The sequence below is a fragment of the Streptacidiphilus sp. EB129 genome, from assembly GCF_041262645.1.
Lineage (GTDB): Bacteria > Actinomycetota > Actinomycetes > Streptomycetales > Streptomycetaceae > Streptacidiphilus.
The window spans coordinates 170,073-193,402 of sequence record NZ_JBGCCS010000014.1 but is presented as its reverse complement, the minus strand read 5'-3'; the positions used below and the strand labels follow the sequence as shown (position 1 = coordinate 193,402).

Here is a 23,330-nt window from a genome sequence, read left to right as displayed (position 1 = left end):
ACCCCCGCCCCCCGGTTGTCCCGGGGCCCCCCCAGAGCGCGTGCGGGGGCGTCCCCCGGGCCGGGGGGGGGGGGCGGGGGCCCCCCCCCCCCCCGGGCGGGGGGGGGGGGGGCGGGGCCCGCGGGGGAGTTCGGGGGTGTGCGGTGTGGGTTACGGGAGCTGCTCGATGATCCAGTCGCAGAGTTCGGGGGTGATCTCGGTGTGCCCGGTGGTGCTGGGGGAGCAGTAGAAGTCGTCGACGTCGCTTTCGGTCGGGTCGAGGGCGTCGACCTTCGCGTACAGGTCGTCCTGCCGGTCGATGTCGCGGATGGCGACCGCGCTGACCGTGGGCACGAAGCAGATCGTGCCGTGCTTCAGGTCGACCTTTCCGCCCTTGGCCACCAGCTCGTCCGCCACGATCCTGTACGAGTCGAGGGTGCCGCCGGGGGCGCCGTCCAGTTCCGGCAGTCCGCTGGTGGTCACCGTCTTCTGGGCCCAGGGGATCAGCCGCTTCAGTTCGGCGACCTTGACGTTGTTGCCGGTGCGCTGGGTCCAGAAGGTGGTGCCCGGGAAGGCGATCAGCCCGGTGCTCTTCAGCGCCAGGTCGCCCGGCGGGACGTCCGGGCCGGTGCCGTCGCCGGTGCCGTTGGCGACGGCGATGGTGCGGGGGATCCGCGGCCAGCTGCCGACCCGCGCCAGATCCTGCAGGAACGTGGTGCGCAGCGGGTCCTGCTCCACCTCCTCGGTGTCGCTGTTGTAGTGCCGCCAGAGCATCTGCCGCGCCGCGTCGCTGTTCATCTGCGTGGCGAAGTCGTTCGCGGTGGGGATGAAGTGGGCGAACGCCTGCAGGCCGATCGGGATGACGGCGCCGCGGTGCGGCGTGTCGTAGGAGAAGTAGACCGCGGTCTGGTGGTCCATCTTCATCGTCTCCAGCCGGGCCAGCGCGTAGCGGGTGATCAGCCCGCCCATGCTGAACCCGCCGACGGTCAGCCGGTCGTTCCCCACCCGCTCCTCGATGGTGCGCTGGATCACCTCGATCGCGGCCCTGGCGTTCTCCTGGACCTTCGCGGTGCGCTCGTCGAAGCCGAGCAGGATGACCGTGCGGCCCTGCTCGCGCAGCTTGGTGAGGAACTTGTACGGCCCGCCGTCCAGGCCCTGGGCGAGCCACTGGAGGTCGCTGCGGCCCAGGTTGAAGCCGTCCGCCATGATGACCGGCTTCTCGACGGCGGTGCTGCCCACCCCGTAGTAGACCCAGGCGAAGCCGTTGGTCACCTCCCACTCGTCGTCCCGCTGGTGCACCGGGACCGGGATCGCCGGCGCGGAGCTCAGCGGGTCCGCGACGATGCCCCTGCCGTCGATCCGTTCCGCCTGCGCGTCCTGCTGCTCGGTCATGCCACTCCTCAAGGATGCGTGCACAACGGGGCGGCCGGGCCGATCCCGGACACACGCCGTTGTGCGGGAGGGAAACTCGATGCCGCACTCAGCATGGACGCGACAGTACGGTTCGTGGCCGTAGCATTCGCGATACTCACCCGTTCGTGTGAATTCTGCTGATTTGCGTTTGAGTTGCAGATGGCATGTCCATGGCGTTGATTCGTGCCGGTGCCGCCCGGTCGGCGCAGTTGGACATGCCCGATTCATCCCTCTGTGCGAGCGTCAAGGAGTGGAACTCCACGCGGCGGCAGGGAGGGCGGACCCGGTGACAGCCATCCCGCACGCGACCCGTCCCCGCCGGCTGCTGCGCCTGGCCGGAGCCCCTGCGCTGGTGCTCTGCCTGGCTTCGGGTGCGCTGGACCTCGCCGTCGTCCCGGCCGGGGCCGTGCCGGCCAGACACAGTCCCCGGCCCGCCGACCCCTACAGCCGGCCGGGGCTGGCGGTACGGCTGCCCGGTGGCGGGCAGGTCCACCTGGTATGGCCGGGGAAGCCGGCCCGGAGCGCGCCCGGCGGCCCGCGCCCCGGCGCGGGCGCTCCCGGGCCCGCCGGGACGCCGACCGCCGCGACCCCCACCTCCGGGACGCCGGTCGGCGGCGCTCCGGTCGGTGCGAGACCGACCACCGGGCCCGGCGCCGGTGCGCCGCCGGCGGGCGGCGCGGACCTGACCGTGCCGCTGCCGCCCTTCCCGATCCCGGTGCTCGGCCCGCTGTTCAGCGGCACCTCCGGTGCCGTCGGCCGCAACGGTCCGGCCGCTCACCCCCCGACCGGCTCCGGCGAGACGGTGTCTGCCCGTCCGGCGGGGCCCGGCACCGGGGCCGACGCCGCGGGTGCCGCGGCGCCGGCCCCGAGCCCCAGCCGCACCCGCGCTCCCCGGCCGGCCGACCCGCTGCCCCCCGCCGTACGGCGGGGCTGGAGGCCGGTCGGCGAGGGCCCGCCGCCGCTGGGGCCGCAGGCGCTGGTCCCGCCCGGCGCCGGGCGGGACGCTCTCGACGCCGGCCGGGCGGACGCCGCGCGAGCCGCCCGCGGCACGATCGGCGGCCGGCTGCTGCCGCTGGGCGTCGGCCTGGCGTTGATGGGCGTGGGGGTGGCGCTGTTCGGCTGGAAGCTCCGCCGGATGTAGGTTGGCCGGGCTCGCGCATCTGTTCTGCGGTCTGCGGCCCGCGTCACCCTGCCTTGGGAGAGAATGACGTTCATGAACAGCCCGAACGCACGGCCCGAAGACGGCCATCCTGTCCTGATCGTCGGCCCCGACGGTATGCCGGTCGGAGCGCTGCCGGGAGGCGCCCAGCGTCCTGCCGAGGGCGGGGAGGGTGAGGGGGAACCCCGCGAGCTGCCCATCACCGAGATGGTCGAGCAGCCGGCGAAGGTCATGCGCATCGGCAGCATGATCAAGCAGCTGCTGGAGGAGGTCCGGCAGGCGCCGCTGGACGAGGCCAGCCGGGTCCGGCTGAAGGAGATCCACGCCAGCTCCGTCAAGGAGTTGGAGGCGGGTCTGGCGCCGGAGCTGGTGGAGGAGCTGGAGCGGCTCTCGCTGCCGTTCACCGAGGAGGCCATCCCCAGCGAGGCCGAACTGCGGATCGCCCAGGCCCAGTTGGTCGGTTGGCTGGAGGGCCTGTTCCACGGCATCCAGACCGCGCTGTTCGCCCAGCAGATGGCGGCCAGGGCCCAGTTGGAGTCGATGCGACGCGCGCTGCCGCCGGGCGCCCACGGCTTCGGCCCCGACGACACCGACGACGGCCACGGCCACGTCCGCTCCGGGCCGTACCTCTAGTCACCGCCGCCGGCCCCGCCGTACCACCGTCGAACAGACGCACAGTCAACTCCGTTGCCGCGGTTACGGACCGGCGTCGGTCCGGAGGCGCTGCCCGGCGTGTCCGTGCGGCCCGCTAGCCTAGGCCCTGGCCGACGGGGAGAAGGAAAGAATGAGCGAGCACGGCACGACCGAGCAGGGCAGCGGCGCGGGGCGGACGGTCGGCCACGGCCGCTATCTGCTGCGCGACCTGCTCGGCCAGGGCGGTATGGCGACCGTCCACCTCGCCGACGACACCGTGCTGGACCGCCCGGTGGCGGTGAAGAGCATGCTCGGCGACATGAGCAGGGAGGACTCCTTCCGGGAGCGCTTCCGCCGCGAGGCGCAGGCCGTCGCCAGGCTCAACCACACCAACATCGTCGCCGTCTACGACAGCGGTGAGGACGCCAACGCCGACGGCGTGCCGGTCCCCTTCATCGTCATGGAGTACGTCGAGGGCGGGTCGCTCAGCTCGGTGCTGCGTGACGACATCGCCCAGCACGGCGCGATGCCCACCGACAAGGCACTGAAGATCACCTCCGATGTGCTGGCCGCTCTCGGCGCCTCGCACGAGCAGGGCCTGGTGCACCGCGACATCAAGCCCGCCAACGTCATGCTGACCAAGCGCGGCGTGGTCAAGGTGATGGACTTCGGCATCGCCCGGGCCATGCAGTCGGGGGTGACCTCGATGACCCAGACCGGCATGGTCGTCGGCACCCCGCAGTACCTCTCCCCCGAGCAGGCCCTGGGCAAGGCCGTGGACGCGCGCTCCGACCTCTACTCGGTCGGCTGCCTGCTGTTCGAACTGCTCACCGGCCGGCTGCCGTTCGACTCGGACACCGCGCTGGGCATGGCCTACGCGCATGTCCAGGAGACGCCGCCGCCGCCCTCCCGCTTCAACGCCGCGGTGCCGCCGCAGGTGGACGCGCTGGTCGCGCAGGCACTGCGGAAGGACCCGGCGCACCGCTTCCAGACCGCGGACGCGATGCGCGAGGAGTGCAGCCGCCTGGTCGGCGCGGGCAACGCCAACACCCCGCTGATCATCGGCGAGGGGCCCCGGGCCGGCAACGTCGGCGGCTCCGGCGCCAACGCCGTCTTCCCCGCCGCCCAGGGCCAGCTCGGCACCATGCCGCCGCAGGCGCCCTACCCGCCGCAGCAGGGCATGCCGTACCAGCAGCAGGGCATGCCGCCGCAGCGTCCGGTGGGCACGCCGCCGCCCGGGTACCGGCCCGGTCCGACGCCGCCGCCGTACCCGCAGCCCGGCGTCCGGACGCCGCCGCCGTACCAGCGGCCGGGCCCGCAGACGCCGCCGCCGTACCGGCCGACGCCGCCGCCCACGCCGATGCCGCGGCCGAACCAGATGCCGGGACCCGTCCCGCCGCGTCCCTACGTCAACCCCAATGCGGCCGCGCCCTCGGCCGGACGCGGCTGCGGGACGGCGGCGCTGGTGATCGGCGTGATCGTCGGTGTGCTGATCCTGGGGGTGCTGATCCTGGTGCTGGCCGTTCAGAACAACAACAACTCCTCGAACACCAGCAACAACGGCTCCGGGCGGCCGGCACCCGTCTCGGTGCTGGATCCGGGCGCCCAGCCGGCCCGGGCGCCGCTGGGCTGAAGCGTTTCGGCACCGCGTCGGCGAGAGCCGGCGCCGGTCGGCGGCAGGGGGTTCGGACGGCCGGCGATGCGGCCGTCCGGCACGGTCCGGCCCGGAAACCGGTAGCGTTCACCGGAAGGGCCTGCCCGGACGGGATGACGGCGCGGCGGCGACGCTGCGTGATCATCGGGGCGCACATTGGTTGACGCCCGGGCCCGAGCAGGGCTTATACGCGGGGCACAGGCGAAGTACCGACGGCGGAGAGCAATGGCAGACAACGAGCAGCCGGGACCGAACGACTCCACCCCCACGCAGGGCAGCCCCTCGGTCAGTTCCACCAGCGGGCTCAGCGTCTTCGGCGAGGGCCGGTACCGGCTCACCCACCGGCTCGGGCGCGGCGGCATGGCGGAGGTCTTCGCGGCCCAGGACGTGCGCCTGGGCCGTACCGTGGCGATCAAGGTGCTGCGGCCCGAGCTGGCCGAGGACACCACCGCGCGGCTCCGGTTCACCCGTGAGGCGCACTCGGTCGCGTCGCTGAACCACCACGCCGTCGTCGCCGTGTACGACACCGGCGAGGAGGCGCGCGGCGGGGAGACCGTGCCGTACATCGTGATGGAGCTGGTCGAGGGCCACACGGTCCGCGAGCTGCTGCAGAGCGAGGAGCCGCCGCCGGTCGACCAGGCGCTGATCATCACCGCCGGGATCCTGGAGGCGCTCGCCTACAGTCACCGGCACGGCATCGTGCACCGCGACATCAAGCCCGCCAACGTCATCATCACCAACGCCGGCGCGGTCAAGGTGATGGACTTCGGCATCGCCCGGGCGCTGACCGGGGCGAGCAGCACCATGACCCAGACCGGCATGGTCATGGGTACCCCGCAGTACCTGTCGCCGGAGCAGGCCCTCGGCCGGGCCGTGGACCACCGCTCCGACCTGTACGCCACCGGCTGCATGCTCTACGAACTCCTGACGCTGCGCCCGCCGTTCACCGGGGACACCCCCCTGTCGGTGGTCTACCAGCACGTCCAGGACATGCCGCTGCCGCCCTCGCAGGCCAACTCCCGGGTCCCGGCCGCGCTGGACGCGCTGGTGCTGCGGTCGCTGGCGAAGGAGCCGGACGACCGGTTCCAGAGCGCGGACGAGTTCCGGGCCCATCTGCAGCACGCCCTGCGCACCATGCACACCGCCACCGGCCCGACCGAACTGCTGCCCGGGGCTGCCGCCGCGGCCGTCGCGATGGCGCCGACTGTGGTGGGCCGGACGGTCACCCCGCCCGCGGGCACCGGTCAGATCCCGACGGACCCCGGCAGCGCCCGGCCGCCGGCCTACCAGGACCCGTACGAGCAGGGCGGCGAGCACCGGAGCCGCAAGGGTGTCTTCGCGGTGATCGCGGTGCTGGTCGCGATCGCGGCGATCACCATCGGCGTGGCGCTGGCCATGAACGGCGGGAACGGCGGCAATCCGTCGACCCCGCCGGTGACGCCGAGCATCACCGAGAGCGCGACCGCGTCGAACAGCGCGTCGCCCAGTGAGACCCCGTCGTCCACACCCACGCCGTCGCAGAGCACGACCGCGCCCTACGTCCCGCCGTACACCCCGCCGACCAGCACCAGCCCGACCCCGTCGACCACCCCCTCGTCCACCCCGAGCCAGACCACCACCCCGTCCAGCACGCCCAGTGCCAGCGCCAGCGCCAGCGATACGCCCAGCGCCGGGCACAGCGCCACTGCGGGCGGCCCGACCAGCGTCAAGACGGGGGCCTGACCGGCCACCTGCCGGTCAGTTCACGAAGGCGTCGAGCACCTGCTCGTACTCCTCGCACCACCAGACGGTCTGCGCCGCCGCCGCGGCGAACAGCGGGTCGGCCCGCTCGTCGCGGCGCTGGTAGCGCCAGCGCAGCATCCAGAAGTCGTTGAGTCGTTCCCACCAGACCCGGTGCACCCCGGCGGCGATCCGGTCCGCCGCCGTCCCGGTGCTGTCCCGGTAGGCGCGGGCGTAGCCGCGGAGCCGGGGCAGGTCCAGGACGCCGGTCTCCGGGTGGTGGAAGAACAGGGTGGCCGCGCGGACCACCTCCTCGGCCCGGGGCTTGGCGCCCAGCCGGTCCCAGTCCAGTACGGCCACCGGTGCGGCGCCCCGGTAGAGCAGGTTCAGCGGGTGGAAGTCGCCGTGCACCCAGCCGGTGGGCGGCGCCGCCCCGGGACGCGGCCGCCGGTGCCCGTAGGCGGCCAGCAGCTCGCGGCGTTCCCGCAGCCGGCGTCCGGCGAGCTCGTCGATCGGCTCGTACCGGTCCCGCCGGTCGATGCGGGCCAGCAGGTCGTCGATGGTGCGCCCGGTGTCGGCCGGGTCCGCGCTGGGGACCGCGAGCGGCTGGACGACCGGGGGCAGGACCGCGTCCAGCGCGGTGTGCAGCCGGCCGAGCAGCATCCCCAGCGCCGCACAGCCGGCCGGGTCGAGCCCGCGTCCGTCGCGGTGCTCCCCGGCGATCCACGGGAACAGCGCGTAGCGCCGTCCCCGCAGCAGGACGAAGCTGCGCCCGTCGCGGGCGGTGAGCGGCGGAGCGGTGGGCAGGCCCAGCGCGTGCAGCGCGGCTATGGCGCGGTGCTGGGCGGCGATCGCGGCGCCGGAGGCGTGGCCGACGTCGTCCAGGTACTGCTTGAGGTAGTAGCTGCGGTCGGGGCCGGTCAGCCGCAGTCCCCGGTTCAGCAGTCCGTGCCGCACCGGCTCGGCCCGCAGCGTGTCCGCGCCGGGGAGGTCGTAGCGCCGCAGCACCCCGGCCACCGGCAGCCCCCGCGCCGCCTCGCGCACCGTCAGCTGACCCTGCGTCACAGCGCTGATGGTACAGCTGTTGTGGGAGTGGCAGCTGCGGTCGGCGACCGGCTGCCGATGGGTCAGCGCTCTTCGGCGTGCAGCTTGGCGACGTACGCGGCGGCCTGGGTGCGGCGTTCCATGCCGAGTTTGGCGAGCAGGCTGGAGACGTAGTTCTTCACGGTCTTCTCGGCCAGGTGCAGCTCGTTGCCGATCTGCCGGTTGGTCATGCCCTCGCCGATGTGGTCGAGGATCCGGCGCTCCTGCTTGGTCAGGCCGGCCAGCCGCTCGTCCTCCTTGCCGCCGCCCCCGTCGCGGAGCCGGGCCAGCACCCGGCTGGTCGCGGACGGGTCCAGCAGCGACCTCCCGGCGGCGACGTCGCGCACCGCGGAGAGCAGGTCGGTGCCCCGGATGGCCTTGAGCACGTAGCCGGAGGCCCCGGCCATGATCGCGTCGAAGAGCGCCTCGTCGTCGGAGAACGAGGTGAGCATCAGGCACTTGATGTCGGGCTGCTGCGAGCGGACCTCCCGGCAGACCTCCACGCCGCTGCCGTCGGGCAGCCGGACGTCCAGGACCGCCACGTCGGGACGGGTGGCCGGGATCCGGGCGAGTGCCTCGGCCGCCGTCCCGGCCTCGCCGACGACCTCGATGTCCTCCTCCAGCGAGAGCAACTCATGGACTCCGCGCCGGACCACCTCATGATCATCAAGGAGGAATACCCTGATATGTCCGTTCTCCGTCATGGCCCCAAGACTGGCACACGGGGTCGGGCAACCGTCGATCAACCGTCCGATGTACCCATTTTTGTCTGGATTAACTACATGGACGTCCTAGGACAAGAGCGGTAGGCCCTTCCGCTGGGTAACGTTCTCCTGCAGGATCAGGGCACACCTACCGCCGATCCGCAGCTCGCGCACACCCCGCGCAGCAGATACGGACCTGGCGACCGGACCGGTTGCCGGCAACCCCGGAGGCCGGAGAGACCGAGGAGTGAACGTGACCGTCGACAGCACGGCGGGGGCAGTCAACGCTGCCTCCGGCGCCCACGGCACCCCCGCGGAGGCGGGCCCGCCGGACCTGGTCCAGCTGCTGACCCCGGAAGGCGAGCGGGTCGAACACGCCGGCTACTCGCTGGAGACGACTCCGGAAGAGCTGCGATCCATCTACCGCGACCTGGTTCTGGTCCGTCGCTTCGACGGCGAGGCGACCTCGCTGCAGCGGCAAGGGGAGCTGGGTCTGTGGGCCTCGCTGCTGGGCCAGGAGGCGGCCCAGGTCGGCTCGGGCCGCGCGATGCGCCCCGGCGACTACGCCTTCCCCACCTACCGCGAGCACGGCGTCGCCTGGTGCAAGGGGGTGGATCCGCTCAACCTGCTCGGGATGTTCCGTGGGGTGAACCACGGCGGATGGGACCCGAACGAGAAGAACTTCCACCTGTACACCATCGTGATCGGCTCGCAGACGCTGCACGCGACCGGCTACGCCATGGGCATCACCAAAGACGGCAGCGACGACGCCGTGATCGCCTACTTCGGCGACGGCGCGTCCAGCCAGGGTGACGTGGCGGAGGCCTTCACCTTCGCCTCGGTCTACAACGCCCCGGTGGTGTTCTTCTGCCAGAACAACCAGTGGGCGATCTCCGAGCCGACCGAGAAGCAGACCCGGGTGCCGCTGTACCGGCGCGCCTCCGGCTTCGGCTTCCCCGGTGTCCGGGTGGACGGCAACGACGTGCTGGCTTGCCTGGCGGTCACCCGTGCGGCCCTGGACCGGGCCCGGGCCGGCGAGGGCCCCACCCTGATCGAGGCGTTCACCTACCGGATGGGTGCCCACACCACCTCCGACGACCCCAGCCGCTACCGCATCGCGGAGGAGCTGGAGTCCTGGAAGCTCAAGGACCCGATCGAGCGGCTCAAGGCCTACCTGGTCCGCGAGGGCTGGGCGGACAGCGAGTTCCTGGAGTCGATCGAGGCGGAGAGCGAGCAGCTGGCCCGCCGGGTGCGCGAGGGCGTGCGGACCATGCCCGACCCGGCGCCGGAGTCGATCTTCGAGCACGTGTACGCCGAGGGACACGCCCTGGTGGACGAGGAGCGGGCCGGGTACCTCGCGTACGCGGACTCCTTCGCAGCTGAGGCAGGGGAGCAGAACTGATGGCAGCCAAGCAGTTCACCATGGTGAAGGCGCTCAACGAGGCGCTCCGCCGGTCTCTGGACGAGAACCCGAAGACCCTGATCATGGGTGAGGACGTGGGCCGCCTCGGCGGTGTCTTCCGGGTCACCGACGGTCTGCACAAGGACTTCGGCGACGAGCGGGTGATCGACACCCCGCTGGCCGAGTCCGGCATCGTCGGCACCGCGATCGGCCTCGCGCTGCGCGGTTACCGACCGGTCGTGGAGATCCAGTTCGACGGCTTCGTCTACCCGGCGTTCGACCAGATCGTCACCCAGCTGGCCAAGATGCACGCCCGCGCGCTGGGCCACATCAAGCTGCCGGTCACCATCCGGATCCCCTTCGCCGGCGGCATCGGCGCGGTCGAGCACCACAGCGAGTCGCACGAGGCGTACTTCGCGCACACCGCCGGGCTCAAGGTGGTCGCCCCGTCCAACCCGGTGGACGCGCACTGGATGCTGCGCCAGGCCATCGCCTCGGACGACCCGGTGATCTTCCTGGAGCCCAAGCGGCGCTACTGGGACAAGGCCGAGCTGGACCCGAACGGCTCCGCCCCGGCCGGGCTGCACGAGATGCGGGTCGCCCGCCCCGGCCGCGACCTGACCCTGATCGCCTACGGGCCGATGGTGAAGGTCTGTCTGGAGGCCGCCGCGGCGGCCGCCGAGGACGGGGTCAGCCTGGAGGTCGTGGACCTGCGCTCGCTCTCCCCGGTCGACTTCGACGGCCTGGCCGAGTCGGTCCGCCGCACCGGCCGTGCGGTCGTGGTGCACGAGGCCCCGGTCTTCCTGGGCATGGGCGCCGAACTGGCGGCCCGGATCACCGAGCGCTGCTTCTACTCGCTGGAGGCCCCGGTGCTGCGCGTCGGCGGCTACTTCGCCCCGTACCCGCCGTCGCGGGTCGAGGACACCTTCCTGCCCGACCTGGACCGGGTGCTCGACGCAGTCGACCGCGCCATGGCCTTCTGAGGGGTTGAGGAGACGTCATGACTACAGCAGTTGAGTCGGTACGCCAGTTCAAGATGCCCGACGTGGGCGAGGGGCTGACCGAGGCCGAGATCCTCACCTGGTACGTCAAGCCGGGCGACACCGTCAGCGACGGCCAGGTCGTCTGCGAGGTGGAGACCGCGAAGGCGGCGGTCGAGCTGCCGATCCCGTTCGACGGGGTGGTCCGGGAGCTGTTCTACGCCGAGGGCACCACGGTCGACGTCGGCCAGGTGATCATCAGCGTGGCGGTGGCGGGTGGCACGGCCGAGGCCGAGCCGCAGGCCGCCGGATCGTCCGCGGTCGCGGAGCCGGTCGCCGCCGCCGAGCCGGTCTCCGCGCAGGCGTCCTACTACGGCGCCGGTGAGGACTCCGAGCCCGAGCCCGAGCGGCGCGAGGTGCTGGTCGGCTACGGTCCCCGGTCCGCCTCGGCCCGGCGCCGTCCGCGCAAGGCCGTCCAGGTCGCGTCCGCGCCGGCCCCGGCCGTCCAGGTCGCGGCCCCGGTGGCAGCCGCCCCGGTGAGCGCTCCGGTCGCGGCGGCGGCTCCGGCCGCCGAGGGGTTCCGCCCGCTGGCGAAGCCCCCGGTGCGGAAGCTGGCCAAGGACCTGGGCATCGACCTGCGCGCGGTCACCCCCAGCGGCCCGCACGGCACGGTCACCCGCGACGACGTGCACGCGCACGCGGCCGGTCCGGTCCTCGCCGTCGCGGCGGCGGCGCCGGTCACGGTGGCCGTGCCGCAGCCGCCGGCCACCGCGCCGGCGCAGCTCGGCACCGACGGGGACCTGCGGGTCCCGGTCAAGGGCGTGCGCAAGGCCATCGCCACCGCCATGGTGGCCTCGGCGTTCACCGCGCCGCACGTCACCGAGTGGGTCCAGGTCGACGTCACCCGCACCATGAAGCTGGTGCGCCGGCTCAAGGAGAGCGGGGAACTGGGCGCCGGGGTGCGGGTCAGCCCGCTGCTGCTGGTGGCCAGGGCGCTGCTGGTCGCGATCCGCCGCCACCCGGAGGTCAACGCCGCCTGGGACGAGGCGAACCAGGAGATCGTGGTCAAGCGCCGGATCAACCTGGGCATCGCCGCCGCCACCCCGCGCGGGCTGATCGTGCCGAACATCAAGGACGCCGGATCGCAGTCGCTGGCCGAGCTGGCGGGGTCGCTGACCTCGCTGATCGAGACGGCCAGGGACGGCAAGACCTCCCCGGCCGACATGCAGGGCGGCACCGTCACCATCACCAACGTCGGCGTCTTCGGCGTCGACTCGGGCACCCCCATCCTGAACCCGGGCGAGGCCGCCATCCTGGCCTTCGGCCAGGTCAGGGAGCTGCCCTGGGTGCACAAGGGACGGGTCGTGCCGCGGATGGTGACCACCCTGGCGCTGTCCTTCGACCACCGCTTCGTCGACGGCGAGCTGGGCTCCAAGGTCCTCGCCGACACGGCCGCGGTACTGGAACAGCCCAAGCGGCTGATCAGCTGGGCCTAGCGGCCCGCCCTTTCGGGTGACCCTTCGTCAGCCGGCGGATGGCCGCCGGGGGCGCGGGTACTCCTCCGCGGATCGCCTTGCCGAACCGCGGAGGAGTACCCCATGCCGTGCCGCAGGATCCTGATGCCGCTGCCGGTGGCAGCACTGCTGGCGGCAGCACTGCTGGTGGTTCCGGCACTGGCCGCGGCCTGGCCGGTGCCGGCCAGCGCCGGAGGCAGGTCCGCCCGCGGCGCGGCCCCGGAGGGTGTGCTGCTGGTCGGCAACGGCAGCCCGGCGCGGCGGATCACCCTGGTCCTGGTCGGTGACGGCTACACCGCCGCCGAACTGCCCCGCTTCCGCAACGAGGCGGACGCCGTCTGGAAGGCGCTGACCGAGGTCGAGCCCTTCCACACCTATCAGCGGTTCTTCGACGTGCGCCGGGTGGACCTGGTGTCGCCGCGGTCCGGGCTCCACTCCGGGTCGCCGCTGGGCATGCACTTCGGCTGCGAGGGGGTGACCCGGCTGCTCTGCGCCGACCCCGGTGCGCTGGTCGGGCAGCTCGGACCGGCGGACGGCCCGCGCTATGTGATCGCCCTGGCCAACTCGGCCTCCTACGGCGGCGAGGGCGGCAGCGACCGGACGGCCACCGTCGCCGCGGACTCCCCGTCGGCGGGGCCACTGGTCCAGCACGAGATGGGCCACACCGTGGGCGGCCTCGGCGACGAGTACGACGCGGCCCCGGCCGACCCGGGCTTCCCCAACGTCGCCGCCGACGATGCGGCGACCCTGCGCGCCCGGCAGCTGAAGTGGTGGCGCTGGCTGGGCGCGGACGACCCGACGGGGGGTCAGGTGGGCGCGTACCGGAGTGCCAACGGGCTGTTCCGGCCGACCCGGGACTCGATCATGCGGACCCTCGGCGGCAGCTACAACCTGCCCTGCCGCGAGGCCATCATCGAGTCGCTCTACCGGCAGGTCTGGCTGATCGACCGGACCGAGCCCGCACCGGGCCCCGTCGCCGGCCGGCCGACCCTGAGGGTGTTCCCGGTGCCGCTGGTGGGGCCCCGTCAGCTCGTGGTGTCCTGGCAGGTCGACGGGCACGCGCCACCGGCCGGGGCGGTCGGCCCGGACGGCTTCGACACCTCCCGGCTGGCCCTGGGACCGGACGAGTCGACCGAGGTCAGCGCCACCGTCAGCGACACCACGCCCGGGCTCAGGGACGAGGCGTTCCGAGCCCGGCGCATGACCGGGACGGTCAGGTGGACCCTGCACGGCTGAGCCGCCGAGACCGCATCGTTACCGCTGTTCCCTGTGAGAACGGCCCCGGGGAACCCGGGCGCGCTCGGCCACTGCTAGGTTCGTCTGATCAATTGGGGGAGCTGGCTGGCTGGTTCAGTCCGCGGACACGGCGGGGCGGGGACGTGCGGAAGAAGCGGATTGTGGTCAGCTCGGCGCTGATCGGTATAGGGACGGCAGTGGCGGTCGCGGTGTCGGCGCTGGCCCCGGGGGCCTCCGCCGAGGTGCGCACCGCGGTCGGGTCGCAGACGGCCGCGGCCGCCCCGGCGCCGACCGCCCCCGGAGCGGTGGCCCCGAAGGTGACCACCGGCCTGTCACAGGGTCTGAGCAGCGCCGCGGTGGACCAGTACTGGACGCCGCAGCGGATGGCCTCGGCCACCTCCGAGGACCCCACCAGCACCAAGGTCACCGGCCGGGGTCTCGCGCCGCACACCACCATCGCGCAGTCCTACCCCAACGGTCGGCCCTCGATCGGTGTGATCTTCTACGCCGGCCAGGACATGAGGAACCACTACTGCACCGCCTCGGTGGTGCACAGCCCCGGCCGCGACATGATCCTGCTGGCCGCGCACTGCCGCCCGGGCCGCTGGATGGCCTTCGTCCCGGGCTACCGCTCCGGCGCGAAGACCCAGCCGTACGGCGTGTGGAGCGTGCAGAGCGTCTACACCGACTCGCACTTCTCCGGTACCGGCTCGGGCACCGACTACGACTACGCCTTCGCCAAGGTCTCCAAGGACCGCTGGGGGCGCCAGATCGAGAACGTGACCGGCGGCAACACCCTGACCCGCACCCCCAGCTACTACAACTGGGCCGGCGTCACCGGCTACCCCAAGGCCAGCGCCCTCCCGGCGGACCGGGCGATCACCTGCTGGAACCACACCGCCAAGGTGCCCGGCTACTCGCAGATGTCCTTCCTCTGCACCGGCTACTACGGCGGCACCTCGGGCAGTCCGTTCCTGATCCACCTCGACAACCGCACCAATACCGGGCAGGTCATCGGCCTGATCGGCGGCCTGGACGCGGGCGGCCCGAACTCCTGGACCAGCTACAGCCCGATCTTCGACAACAAGATCTTCTATCTCTACAACTACGCGATCCACCACTGAGGGGCCGCGCCCGAGCGGGCGCGGCGCCGCGTCGGCAGGACCGGCGTGACGAAACGCACGGGGCATCCGTAGGGGGGATGAATTCATCCCACCAATAGGATGGGCGCCATCATGCCAGCCGACCCCGCCGCGACCGCCCGCACGTCCGTGCCCTCCGCAGCGCTGCCGTCCGCGGCTCTGCCGTCCCAGTCCCGGCGGTCCGCCGAGGGTCGGGACGGCGCTGCCGTCTCCGCCGTCGTCGCTCCTGCGGTCGCCTCCGGCGGCGCCGCGGGTGAGGGCCTCGGGGGCCGGGGCGCGTGGTTCGCCTGGGGCATCGGCGTCAGCGTCTACGTCCTGGCCGTGGTGCACCGCACCAGCCTCGGCGTGGCCGGCCTGGCCGCCGCCACCCGCTTCGGCATCGGCGCGTCCCAGCTGTCCACGTTCGCGGTGCTGCAGGTGCTGGTCTACGCCGCGATGCAGATCCCGGTCGGCCTGCTCGTCGACCGGCTCGGACCGCGCCGGGTGCTCAGCGTCGGCCTGGTGCTGCTCACGGCGGGCCAGCTCGGCTTCGCCTGCTCGACCTCGTTCACCCCGGCGCTGGTCTCCCGCGCGGTGCTGGGCTGCGGCGACGCGATGACCTTCGTCAGCGTGCTGCGGATCGGCGCGCGGTGGTTCCCGGCCCGGCGCAACCCGTTCATCGCGCAGCTGACCGGGCTGGTCGGCACCCTCGGCAACCTGGTCAGCACCCTGCTGCTGTCCCAGGTGCTGCACAGCGCGGGCTGGACCCCGACCTTCGCCACCACGGCACTGCTCGGCATCGCGGTGCTGGCCCTGGTGCTGCTGTTCCTGCGGGACACCCCGGACAGCCCGCCGCGGGCCCCGCTGCTGGCCTGGAACGCCGCCACCACCGGGCCCGCCGGCACGGGTTCCGCCACCGGCTCCTCGGCGCCCGCCCGGCTACGGCTGCGGCAGCAGATCCACGCGGCCTGGCGTGAGCCGGGCACCCGCCTCGGCATGTGGGTGCACTTCACCACGGCCTTTCCCGCCTCGGCGTTCCTGCTGCTCTGGGGCATGCCGTTCCTGACGGCGGGCCAGGGGCTGTCCCGGGGCGTGGCCGGATCGCTGCTCAGCCTGGTCATCGTCAGCGGGATCGGCTTCGCGCTGCTGTTCGGCAACCTGGTCTCGCGGCGTCCCCGGGTGCGTACCCCGCTGGTCTTCACCGTGGTGCTGGGCACCGCCGCGCTGTGGGGCGTGGTGCTGGCCTGGCCGGGCCCCCGGGTGCCGATGTGGCTGCTGGCGGTGCTGATGGTGGCGATGGGCAGCAACGGTCCGGCCTCGCTGGTCGGCCTCGACTACGCCCGGCCGGTGAACCCGCCGGAGCGGCTCGGCACCGCCTCCGGCATCGTCAACATGGGCGGCTTCATCGCGTCGGTGCTGGCCCTGTTCGGCATCGGTCTGGTGCTGGACCTGCTGACGCCGGGCGGTGGTGCCTACACCACCCACGCCTTCCGGCTGGCCTTCTGCATGCTCGCCGTGCCGCTGGCGCTCGGCCTCTCGCAGATCCTCCGGCTGCACCGCCGGGCCGCCCGCCGCGAGGCGGACCTGCGCCCGTAGCCGCGCTGACGGCGCAGCACGGCACGATGCAGCACGGCACGAGGCGGCACGGACGGCGCCGCACGGCGGCTCGGGGGCCGGGCCGCCGTGCCGGTCGCCGCCGACGTCAGGGGGTGACCGCGAAGTTGTCCAGGATCCGCTGCGCCAGCGCCTCGTCGCCCTCGACCTTGATGTCCGCGCCGGCCACCGGGATGCGGCCGCAGGCGAGTCGGGCGTAGGTCTCCCAGTCGGTGGTCAGCTGCACCGCCGGTGCCAGCGGGACCCGCTCGTCCACGCTGCCGCGGCCGTCCTCGTTCACGTGCACCGTCCGCATGAACTCCAGCGGCCCGTGCACGTCCAGGACCACGGTGGAGCCGGCCGGGGCGCCGGCCAGCTTGGCCACCGCCTTGGGCAGCATCTCGACCAGGATGTCGCGGGTGATCAGGGCCGCAGGCGTGTCCAGGTTGCCGGGGGTGCGCAGCGCGCGGCGCAGGTCCTGCTCGTGGGTCCAGACGTCGAACACCCGGGTGCGCAGCAGCTGGTGGTACGGCACCTCGCGGGCGTAGGGGCCCATCGGCCAGCGCACGTCGTCGGTGGGTCCGTAGCGGGAGTCCCGCAGCGCGCGCGAGCGGCGGATGATGGTGTACTCCAGCTCGGCGGTCATCTCGGGCGCGGTGTGGCAGCGCCGCTTGTCGACCGGGACCTCGCAGTAGCGCTTGAACTCGTCCACCACATGCCGCAGATCGCGCGGCAGGGTGTGGATCGGCCGGGGATCGCCGAGGAGCTCCAGCTCCATGGCGATGACATGCGAGACGACGTCCCGTACCGACCACCCCGGGCATTCGGTGGGCCGGTTCCACTCGCCCTCGGTCAGGGGGGCCAGCAGCGTGGATATGGCCTCGATGGACTGGGTCCACGCGTCGGCGTACGCCTGGACCATCTGCTTGTCGGTCACGTTCCTCGACCCCTAGTAGATCCTGCCCATTCAGGCGGACGGTGTGCGATGCGGTGTGCGGGAGCCGGCCCCCCATGGTCCGGGGCCCCGCCGTGCGCGCTCGCCGTGGTCCGTTCCCGCCGACGAATGCGCTATGGGCACGTTACGCTCACCGGTGTCACCGGGTCAGCGCTTTCACGTGTTGATCGCAACGATCCTAGGGCCCAGGCCAGGCAGGGTGGTACCGTGCGCGCTTCGCTGATCCAGCTCGATGTCGACGATTCGGAGTCCCCCGACGCCCGCCGGACCCGCGCCGCCGCGCTGGTCAGGGCGCAGCGCGGCGCGGACCTGGTGGTACTCCCGGAGTTGTGGGCGCTCGGCGGTTTCTCCTACGACGCCTGGTCGGCAGGGGCCGAGCCGCTGGACGGCCCCACCACCGAGGCGATGTCGGCGGCGGCCCGGGACACCGGCTGCTGGCTGCACGCGGGCTCGATCGTCGAACGCGACCCCGACGGCCCGATGTTCAACACCTCGCTGCTGTTCTCGCCGTCCGGCGAGCTCGCCCACACCTACCGCAAGATCCACCGCTTCGGCTTCGACAGCGGCGAGGCGATCGCCATGGGCGCCGGCACGGAGCTGGTCACCGCCTCCACCGATGTCGGCGTGCTGGGCCTGGCGACCTGTTACGACCTGCGCTTCCCCGAGCTGTTCCGGGCGCTGCTGGACGCCGGCACCGAGCTGTTCGTGATCCCGGCCGCCTGGCCGGCCCGCCGGCGCGAGCACTGGACCCTGCTGGCGCGCGCCCGCGCGGTGGAGGAGCAGGCGTTCGTCCTGGCCTGCAACACGGCGGGCACGCACGGCGGGGTCGAACAGGCAGGGCACAGCCTGGTGGTGGACCCCTGGGGCGCGGTGCTGGCCGAGGCCGGACCGGGCGAGGAGGTGCTCACCGTGGAGCTGGACCCGGCAGTGGTGGCCAGGACCCGCCGGGAGTTCCCGGTGCTGCGGGACCGGCTGATGGGCATTCAGGCCCCCACCCCGGGCACCGACCGACCGTAGTCGCGCCCGAGCGGAGCGGAGCGGAGCGGTCCGCGGGTCGCGGCGCCCGGGGTGCCGCGCGCCCCGGGCGTGCGCCGGTCGGTCGCACGGTCGGTCGCACGGTCAGTCGGACCGTCAGTCGGTCAGCACCTCGGCGAGTGACCGGAAGAGCAGGCCGGAGGAGGTCGCGCCCGGGTCCTGGTGCCCGATGCTGCGGGAGCCCAGGTAGGAGGCCCTGCCCTTGTGGGCCTGCAGCGGGATGGTGTCCTTGGCGGCCGCCTCCGCCGCTGACGCGGCGGACTGCGCCGCGCCCGCCAGGGTTGCGCCGCCCTCGACGGCGAAGCCGAAGCCGGCCACGGCGGGAATCCAGACGTCCACCATGGTCTTGTCGCCCGCCACCGCGCCGCCGAGCCGCTGCAGCGCGTCCCGTGCCGCGCCCAGGGCGGCGAGCATCCGCTCGGCGTCGGCGTCGGGGCCGGCCGTCGGCGTGGCCAGGGCCTTGCCCAGGGCGCGCAGTGCGCTGCCGTAGAGCGGTCCTGACGCACCGCCGACGCTGGAGATCAGCGTCGTTCCCGCCGTGACCAGCACCGCCCCCGGAGTTGACGGCCCGTCCGCGGAATCCAGCGCGGAGACGACGGCGGTGAAGCCGCGCTGCAGGTTGGCCCCGTGGTCGCCGTCGCCGATGGCCGCGTCCAGCTCGGTCAGCCGGTCGCGTTCGCGGGTGACCGCCGCCGCGGTCCGCAGCATCCAGGCGCGGGCGAGCCCTGCGTCGAAGAGGTCGGCCATAGGCTCCTCACACTCCCCAGCGCAGCGCGGGGGTGTCCACCGGCGCGTCCCAGAGGTCCAGCAGTTCCTGGTCGGCCCGGCACAGCGTGATCGACACCCCGGCCATGTCCAGGCTGGTGACGTAGTTGCCGACCAGGCTGCGGGCGATGCGCACGTCCCGGGCCGCCAGCACCGAGGCGACCTCGCCGACGACGATGTACAGCTCCAGCAGCGGGGTCGCGCCCAGCCCGTTGACCAGCAGGACGACCTCGTCGCCGGGGGCCGGTGGCAGATCGTCGAGGATCGCCGCCATCGCGTCCGCGACGATCTCCCGGGCCGGACGGATCTTCTCGCGGCTGCGGCCCGGCTCGCCGTGGATGCCGACGCCCACTTCGATCTCGTCCTCCGGCAGCTCGAAGCCGGGCCGGCCGGCGGCCGGGGTGGTGCAGGAGGTCAGCGCGACGGCGAAGGAACGGGACGCGGCGTTGACGCGCCGGCCGATCGCGGCCGCCTCGGCCAGGCTGGCGCCGCGTTCGGCGGCGGCTCCGACCATCTTCTCCACGAACAGGGTCGCCCCGGTGCCGCGCCGTCCGGCGGTCCAGGTGGAGTCCTGCACCGCGACGTCGTCGTCCACCAGGACGGTCTCCACCGCGATGCCCTCGTCCACCGCGAGCTCCGCCGCCATCTGGAAGTTCAGCACGTCGCCGGTGTAGTTCTTGACGACGAACAGCACCCCCGCGCCCGCGTCCACGGACTGCGCGGCGGCCAGCATCTGGCCGGGCACGGGGGAGGTGAACACCTCACCGGGGCAGGCCGCGTCCAGCATGCCCAGCCCCACGAAGCCGCCGTGCAGCGGTTCGTGGCCGGAGCCGCCGCCGGAGACCAGGGCGACCTTGCCGATCCGGGTCTGCGCGGCCCGGGTGATCACCCGGTTCTTGGCGTCCACGGCCAGGGAGGGGTGTGCGACGGCGATCCCGGCCAGGGCGTCGGCGACGACATCGTCTGGGGAATTGATCAGCTTCTTCATGCGGCGGCTCCTCGGGGTGGCCGGGGCGGCACTAGCATCGGCGAGCATGAGCGACAGGGGTGACTCCAGTGGATCTGTCGGCATCGTACTCGTCTCGCACAGCGCCGAACTGGCTTCGGGGCTGCGTACGTTGCTGGAGCAGTTGAGTGCGGGGCTGGTGCCGGTGGCGGTGGCCGGCGGGACCGAGGACGGCGGTCTGGGAACCAGCTACGCGCTGGTCGCGGCGGCGATCGCGGACGCGGACCGGGGCGGCGGCGTGCTGGTGCTGCCGGACCTGGGCAGCTCCGTGCTGACCGCCCGGCTGGTCCTGGCCGACCTGGAGCGGACCGACCTGTGCCTGGTCGACGCGCCGTTCGTGGAGGGCGGGGTGGCCGCGGCCGTGCAGGCGTCCACCGGCGCTGACCTGGCCGCGGTCGCCACGGCCGCCCGGGAGGCCCGGGGCTTCGCGAAGTTCTGAGCAGAACCGGCCGCCCGGCTGGCGGCTCAGGTCGGCCGGTGCGGCCGGGCCTGGGGGGTTCGGGGGGCGGACGGGCGCTGGTGGCGGGTCAGCGAGAGCAGGTCGCGGGCCGGTCCCGCCGGGTGGGTCCCGGTCGGCCAGACGGCGCGCAGCGGACGGGCGAGGTCGAGGTCGGCCTCGTCCAGCGGTACGGCACGCAGCCGCCCCAGCGCCAGCTCGTCCGCGACGGCCAGCTCGCTGAGGACCGCGGCCCCGGCCCCGCCCACCGCCGCCGCCTTCATCGCCGTGGTGGAGGCCAGCACCATCAGCGGTGCGGCCGAGCCGCCGTAGCGGGCCAGCGCCCGGTCCAGCACCTCGCGGGTACCGGACCCGTGCTCGCGCAGGATCAGCGGGGTCGCGGCCAGCTCGGCGCCGCCCACCGGCGCGCGGCGGCGGGCCCAGGGGTGGCCGGGACCGACCACCACCCGCAGCCGGTCGGCGGCGACGGTCACCTCGTCCAGGCCGGGCGGGACGCTCAGGCCCTCGACGAAACCCAGGTCCGCGCGCCCGGCGAGGACCTCCTCCGCGACGTCGGTGGAGTTGGCGGCACGCAGGGTCACCGCGGTGTCGGGGAGCACGCCGCGCAGCGCCACCAGCCAGCCCGGCATCAGGTACTCGGCGACGGTCAGGCTGGCGCACACCCGCAGCCGCGCGTCCCGCCGTTCCCGCAGCGCGGCGATCCCGGCGTCCAGTGCCCGCGCGGCGGAGAGCACCTGCCCGGCCCATTCGGCGACCAGCGCACCGGCCTCGGTGGGCCGCGAGCCGCGCGGGGAGCGCTCCAGCAGCGGCACCCCGATCTGCCGCTCCATGCCCGCGATCCGCGCCGACGCGGCCGGCTGGCTGACGCCGAGCTCGGCGGCGGCCCGGCCGAGGCTGCCCAGCCGGGTCACCGCGAGCAGGAGTTCCAGGGCGCCGAGGTCGGGCACCCGGTGGGACAGCGGGCCGGTGCTCATAGGCTCAGCTTAGGGCCAGGTCATAGATCCCGCTTATGACCGCATAAGGCCGACGCCGCTACCGGCCCGTCGGGCCCGGCAGGAGGGTGGAGGCATGGCCACCACACTCACCCCACACGCCCCCGCCACCACCCCGGCCGACGCTCCCACCGCCGTGGCCGACCCCGCCGTGGCCGACCCCGCCGACGCACGCGCCACCGCGCAGCCCGACGCACGGCCTGCCGGGCAGGACACCGGGCAGCCTGCCGGGCAGCCCGCCGCGTTCGCCGCCGCCGGACGGTTCGGTCCCAACTGGTACGCCGCCGTCATGGGCACCGCCATCGTCGCCAACGGCGCGCACGCCCTGCCCCTGGTCGCCCGCACCCCGGTGCTGTCCGACCTCGCCGCCGGCGTCTGGCTGCTCTCGCTGCTGATGCTGGCCACGCTCGTGGCGACCCGGCTGTACGCGCGCCGGCTGCCGGACCGGCTCCGGGCGATGGAGCAGCCGTCCACCGCCGTCTTCTTCGGCTGTCCGCCGATGGCGATGATGGCCGTCGGTGCCGGAGCGCTGGGCGCGGGGGCCCCGCTGCTCCCCGCAGGGTTCGCGGTCGGGCTGGACGCCGTGCTGTGGACCGTGGGCACCGGGTACGGGCTGGTCGTCGCGGCCTGGGTGATGTACCTGCTGGTGGCGCGGTTCCGGGTGGACCGGGCGGGCTCCGCCCCGACCTGGCTGCTGCCGGTGGTCGCGCCGATGGTCTCGGCCGCGCTCGGCCCGGCCCTGCTCCCGCACCTGCCCGCCGGACAGCCCAGGGCCACGATGCTGGTCCTGTGCCTGGCCCTGCTCGGGGCCAGCCTGCTGAGCGTGCTGGTGCTGCTGCCCGGCGTCTGGGCCCGGCTGGTGCACGAGGAGCCGCTGCCGGCGGTGCTGGTGCCGACGCTGTTCCTGGTCCTCGGCCCGCTCGGCCAGTCGGTGACCGCGATGAGCCAGTTCGCCGGACAGGCCGCCACGGTCTCCCCGGCCCTGGCCACCCCGCTGCAGCACGCCGCGCTGCTCTACGGGATCCCGGTGATCGGCTTCGCGCTGCTCTGGTTCGCCCTGGCCACCGCGGTGACCGTGCGCCGGCTGCGGGACGGCATGCCCTTCGCGATGACCTGGTGGGCGTTCACCTTCCCGGTCGGCACCTGCGTCACCGGCGCGGCCGGGCTGGCCCGGATGACCGGCCTGGCGGTGTTCGACCTGCTGTCCGGCACGCTCTTCCTGGTGCTGCTGCTCGCCTGGTCGGTCGCCACCACCCGCACCGTGCGCGGCCTCGCCGCCGGCCGCCTCTGAGCCGGCCGGTGCGGGAAGCGCGAAGCCGCCCCTTGGCAGGGCCGAACAGGCTCTGCCAAGGGGCGGCTTCAGGTCCGTTGCGGCCCGCGCCACTCGCGCCGGCTACTCGCCGCGGCGCCTGGGGCGCCACACCACCAGCGCGCTGCTCTGCTGCACCTGCTGGTACGGCACCAGGTCGCGCCGGTACGAGGCGTGCACCGCGGCCTCCCGCTGCGAGGCGGCGACCCCGGCGCTGGCGACCTCGCCCTGCAGCTCGGCGACCCGCGCCGCCAGCGCGGCCACCTGATTCTCCAGCTCGATGATCCGCTTGATGCCGGCCAGGTTGATGCCCTCCTCCTGGGAGAGCCGCTGAACCTCGCGCAGCTGTTCGATGTCACGGCTGGAGTAGCGCCGGCCACGCCCTGCCGTACGGTCCGGGGACACCAGGCCCAGCCGGTCGTACTGCCGCAGGGTCTGCGGGTGCAGGCCGCTGAGCTGCGCCGCCACCGAGATGACGTACACCGGGGTGAACTCCGTCATCTGGTACGCGGCCGCGCCGCCCCGCGCGGAGCCGCCGCGCGGCCGCCCGTCGCCGGGCAGCCCGCCGCCGAGACCGACGCCGATCGGCCCGGAAGCGGAGCCCGCCGGGCCGGTCGTCCT

General features: G+C 73.7%; 21 protein-coding genes. 13 read left to right on the top strand and 8 right to left on the bottom strand.

Annotation, left to right across the window (positions count from 1 at the left end; genetic code table 11):
• Positions 1-150 precede the first annotated feature (150 nt).
• Positions 151-1,371, bottom strand: coding sequence for an esterase/lipase family protein (locus ABH925_RS19390; protein WP_370149520.1), 1,221 nt, complete (start codon positions 1,369-1,371; stop codon positions 151-153).
• Between the two features lie 307 nt (positions 1,372-1,678).
• On the opposite strand from ABH925_RS19390, the gene ABH925_RS19385 reads away from it, so the two are divergent.
• From ABH925_RS19385 to ABH925_RS19370, 4 genes are all read left to right on the top strand, one after another.
• A complete protein-coding gene (locus ABH925_RS19385) occupies positions 1,679-2,533 on the top strand; it encodes a hypothetical protein (protein WP_370149519.1) in 855 nt (284 codons plus the stop codon).
• A 72-nt stretch (positions 2,534-2,605) separates the two neighbouring features.
• A complete protein-coding gene (locus tag ABH925_RS19380; RefSeq protein ID WP_370149518.1) occupies positions 2,606-3,184 on the top strand; it encodes a bacterial proteasome activator family protein in 579 nt (192 codons plus the stop codon).
• Between the two features lie 151 nt (positions 3,185-3,335).
• Positions 3,336-4,817 carry a protein kinase gene (locus tag ABH925_RS19375; RefSeq protein ID WP_370149517.1) on the top strand — a complete coding sequence of 494 codons (1,482 nt, stop codon included), beginning with the start codon at positions 3,336-3,338 and terminating at the stop codon, positions 4,815-4,817.
• 246 nt (positions 4,818-5,063) lie between these two features.
• A complete protein-coding gene (locus ABH925_RS19370) occupies positions 5,064-6,560 on the top strand; it encodes a protein kinase (protein WP_370149515.1) in 1,497 nt (498 codons plus the stop codon).
• A 15-nt stretch (positions 6,561-6,575) separates the two neighbouring features.
• On the opposite strand, the gene ABH925_RS19365 is transcribed toward ABH925_RS19370, so the two are convergent.
• Together ABH925_RS19365 and ABH925_RS19360 are read right to left on the bottom strand one after the other, a co-directional pair.
• Complete coding sequence (locus ABH925_RS19365) at positions 6,576-7,622, bottom strand: phosphotransferase enzyme family protein (RefSeq protein ID WP_370149514.1); 1,047 nt, start codon at positions 7,620-7,622, stop codon at positions 6,576-6,578.
• A 62-nt stretch (positions 7,623-7,684) separates the two neighbouring features.
• On the bottom strand, positions 7,685-8,344 hold the full coding sequence (locus ABH925_RS19360) for a response regulator (RefSeq protein ID WP_370149513.1): 660 nt from the start codon (positions 8,342-8,344) through the stop codon (positions 7,685-7,687).
• 253 nt (positions 8,345-8,597) lie between these two features.
• On the opposite strand from ABH925_RS19360, the gene pdhA reads away from it, so the two are divergent.
• From pdhA to ABH925_RS19330, 6 genes are all read left to right on the top strand, one after another.
• Positions 8,598-9,746, top strand: a complete 1,149-nt coding sequence (pdhA, locus tag ABH925_RS19355; RefSeq protein ID WP_370149511.1) for a pyruvate dehydrogenase (acetyl-transferring) E1 component subunit alpha — start codon at positions 8,598-8,600, stop codon at positions 9,744-9,746.
• On the top strand, positions 9,746-10,729 hold the full coding sequence (locus ABH925_RS19350; RefSeq protein ID WP_370149510.1) for an alpha-ketoacid dehydrogenase subunit beta: 984 nt from the start codon (positions 9,746-9,748) through the stop codon (positions 10,727-10,729). The genes pdhA and ABH925_RS19350 overlap by 1 nt, the downstream gene beginning before the upstream one ends.
• Before the next feature lie 17 nt (positions 10,730-10,746).
• Positions 10,747-12,222: a dihydrolipoamide acetyltransferase family protein gene (locus ABH925_RS19345; RefSeq protein ID WP_370149508.1), complete on the top strand. Its 1,476-nt coding sequence runs from the start codon at positions 10,747-10,749 to the stop codon at positions 12,220-12,222.
• Between the two features lie 102 nt (positions 12,223-12,324).
• Positions 12,325-13,476 (top strand): M64 family metallopeptidase, encoded by a 1,152-nt coding sequence (locus ABH925_RS19340; RefSeq protein ID WP_370149506.1) that lies wholly within the window; start codon positions 12,325-12,327, stop codon positions 13,474-13,476.
• Positions 13,477-13,637: 161 nt separating this feature from the next.
• Positions 13,638-14,600 (top strand): serine protease, encoded by a 963-nt coding sequence (locus ABH925_RS19335; protein WP_370149504.1) that lies wholly within the window; start codon positions 13,638-13,640, stop codon positions 14,598-14,600.
• 111 nt (positions 14,601-14,711) lie between these two features.
• Positions 14,712-16,193: a nitrate/nitrite transporter gene (locus ABH925_RS19330; RefSeq protein ID WP_370149503.1), complete on the top strand. Its 1,482-nt coding sequence runs from the start codon at positions 14,712-14,714 to the stop codon at positions 16,191-16,193.
• Positions 16,194-16,299: 106 nt separating this feature from the next.
• On the opposite strand, the gene ABH925_RS19325 is transcribed toward ABH925_RS19330, so the two are convergent.
• Positions 16,300-17,127, bottom strand: a complete 828-nt coding sequence (locus tag ABH925_RS19325; RefSeq protein ID WP_370149501.1) for a maleylpyruvate isomerase family mycothiol-dependent enzyme — start codon at positions 17,125-17,127, stop codon at positions 16,300-16,302.
• Between the two features lie 225 nt (positions 17,128-17,352).
• On the opposite strand from ABH925_RS19325, the gene ABH925_RS19320 reads away from it, so the two are divergent.
• On the top strand, positions 17,353-18,162 hold the full coding sequence (locus ABH925_RS19320) for a carbon-nitrogen family hydrolase (protein ID WP_370149499.1): 810 nt from the start codon (positions 17,353-17,355) through the stop codon (positions 18,160-18,162).
• Between the two features lie 114 nt (positions 18,163-18,276).
• On the opposite strand, the gene dhaL is transcribed toward ABH925_RS19320, so the two are convergent.
• Positions 18,277-18,927: a dihydroxyacetone kinase subunit DhaL gene (gene dhaL, locus ABH925_RS19315; RefSeq protein WP_370149497.1), complete on the bottom strand. Its 651-nt coding sequence runs from the start codon at positions 18,925-18,927 to the stop codon at positions 18,277-18,279.
• A 7-nt stretch (positions 18,928-18,934) separates the two neighbouring features.
• A complete protein-coding gene (dhaK, locus tag ABH925_RS19310) occupies positions 18,935-19,933 on the bottom strand; it encodes a dihydroxyacetone kinase subunit DhaK (protein ID WP_370149495.1) in 999 nt (332 codons plus the stop codon).
• Between the two features lie 46 nt (positions 19,934-19,979).
• On the opposite strand from dhaK, the gene dhaM reads away from it, so the two are divergent.
• Entirely contained in the window at positions 19,980-20,390 is a 411-nt protein-coding gene (dhaM, locus tag ABH925_RS19305; RefSeq protein ID WP_370149493.1) for a dihydroxyacetone kinase phosphoryl donor subunit DhaM, read from the top strand.
• Positions 20,391-20,416: 26 nt separating this feature from the next.
• Here dhaM and ABH925_RS19300 read toward each other — a convergent pair whose 3' ends face one another.
• On the bottom strand, positions 20,417-21,382 hold the full coding sequence (locus tag ABH925_RS19300; protein WP_370149492.1) for a LysR family transcriptional regulator: 966 nt from the start codon (positions 21,380-21,382) through the stop codon (positions 20,417-20,419).
• Positions 21,383-21,476: 94 nt separating this feature from the next.
• Between ABH925_RS19300 and ABH925_RS19295 the strand changes: the two genes are divergently transcribed.
• Complete coding sequence (locus tag ABH925_RS19295) at positions 21,477-22,691, top strand: C4-dicarboxylate ABC transporter (protein ID WP_370149491.1); 1,215 nt, start codon at positions 21,477-21,479, stop codon at positions 22,689-22,691.
• 102 nt (positions 22,692-22,793) lie between these two features.
• Here ABH925_RS19295 and ABH925_RS19290 read toward each other — a convergent pair whose 3' ends face one another.
• Complete coding sequence (locus ABH925_RS19290) at positions 22,794-23,210, bottom strand: heat shock protein transcriptional repressor HspR (protein WP_370149532.1); 417 nt, start codon at positions 23,208-23,210, stop codon at positions 22,794-22,796.
• Positions 23,211-23,330: the final 120 nt, after the last annotated feature.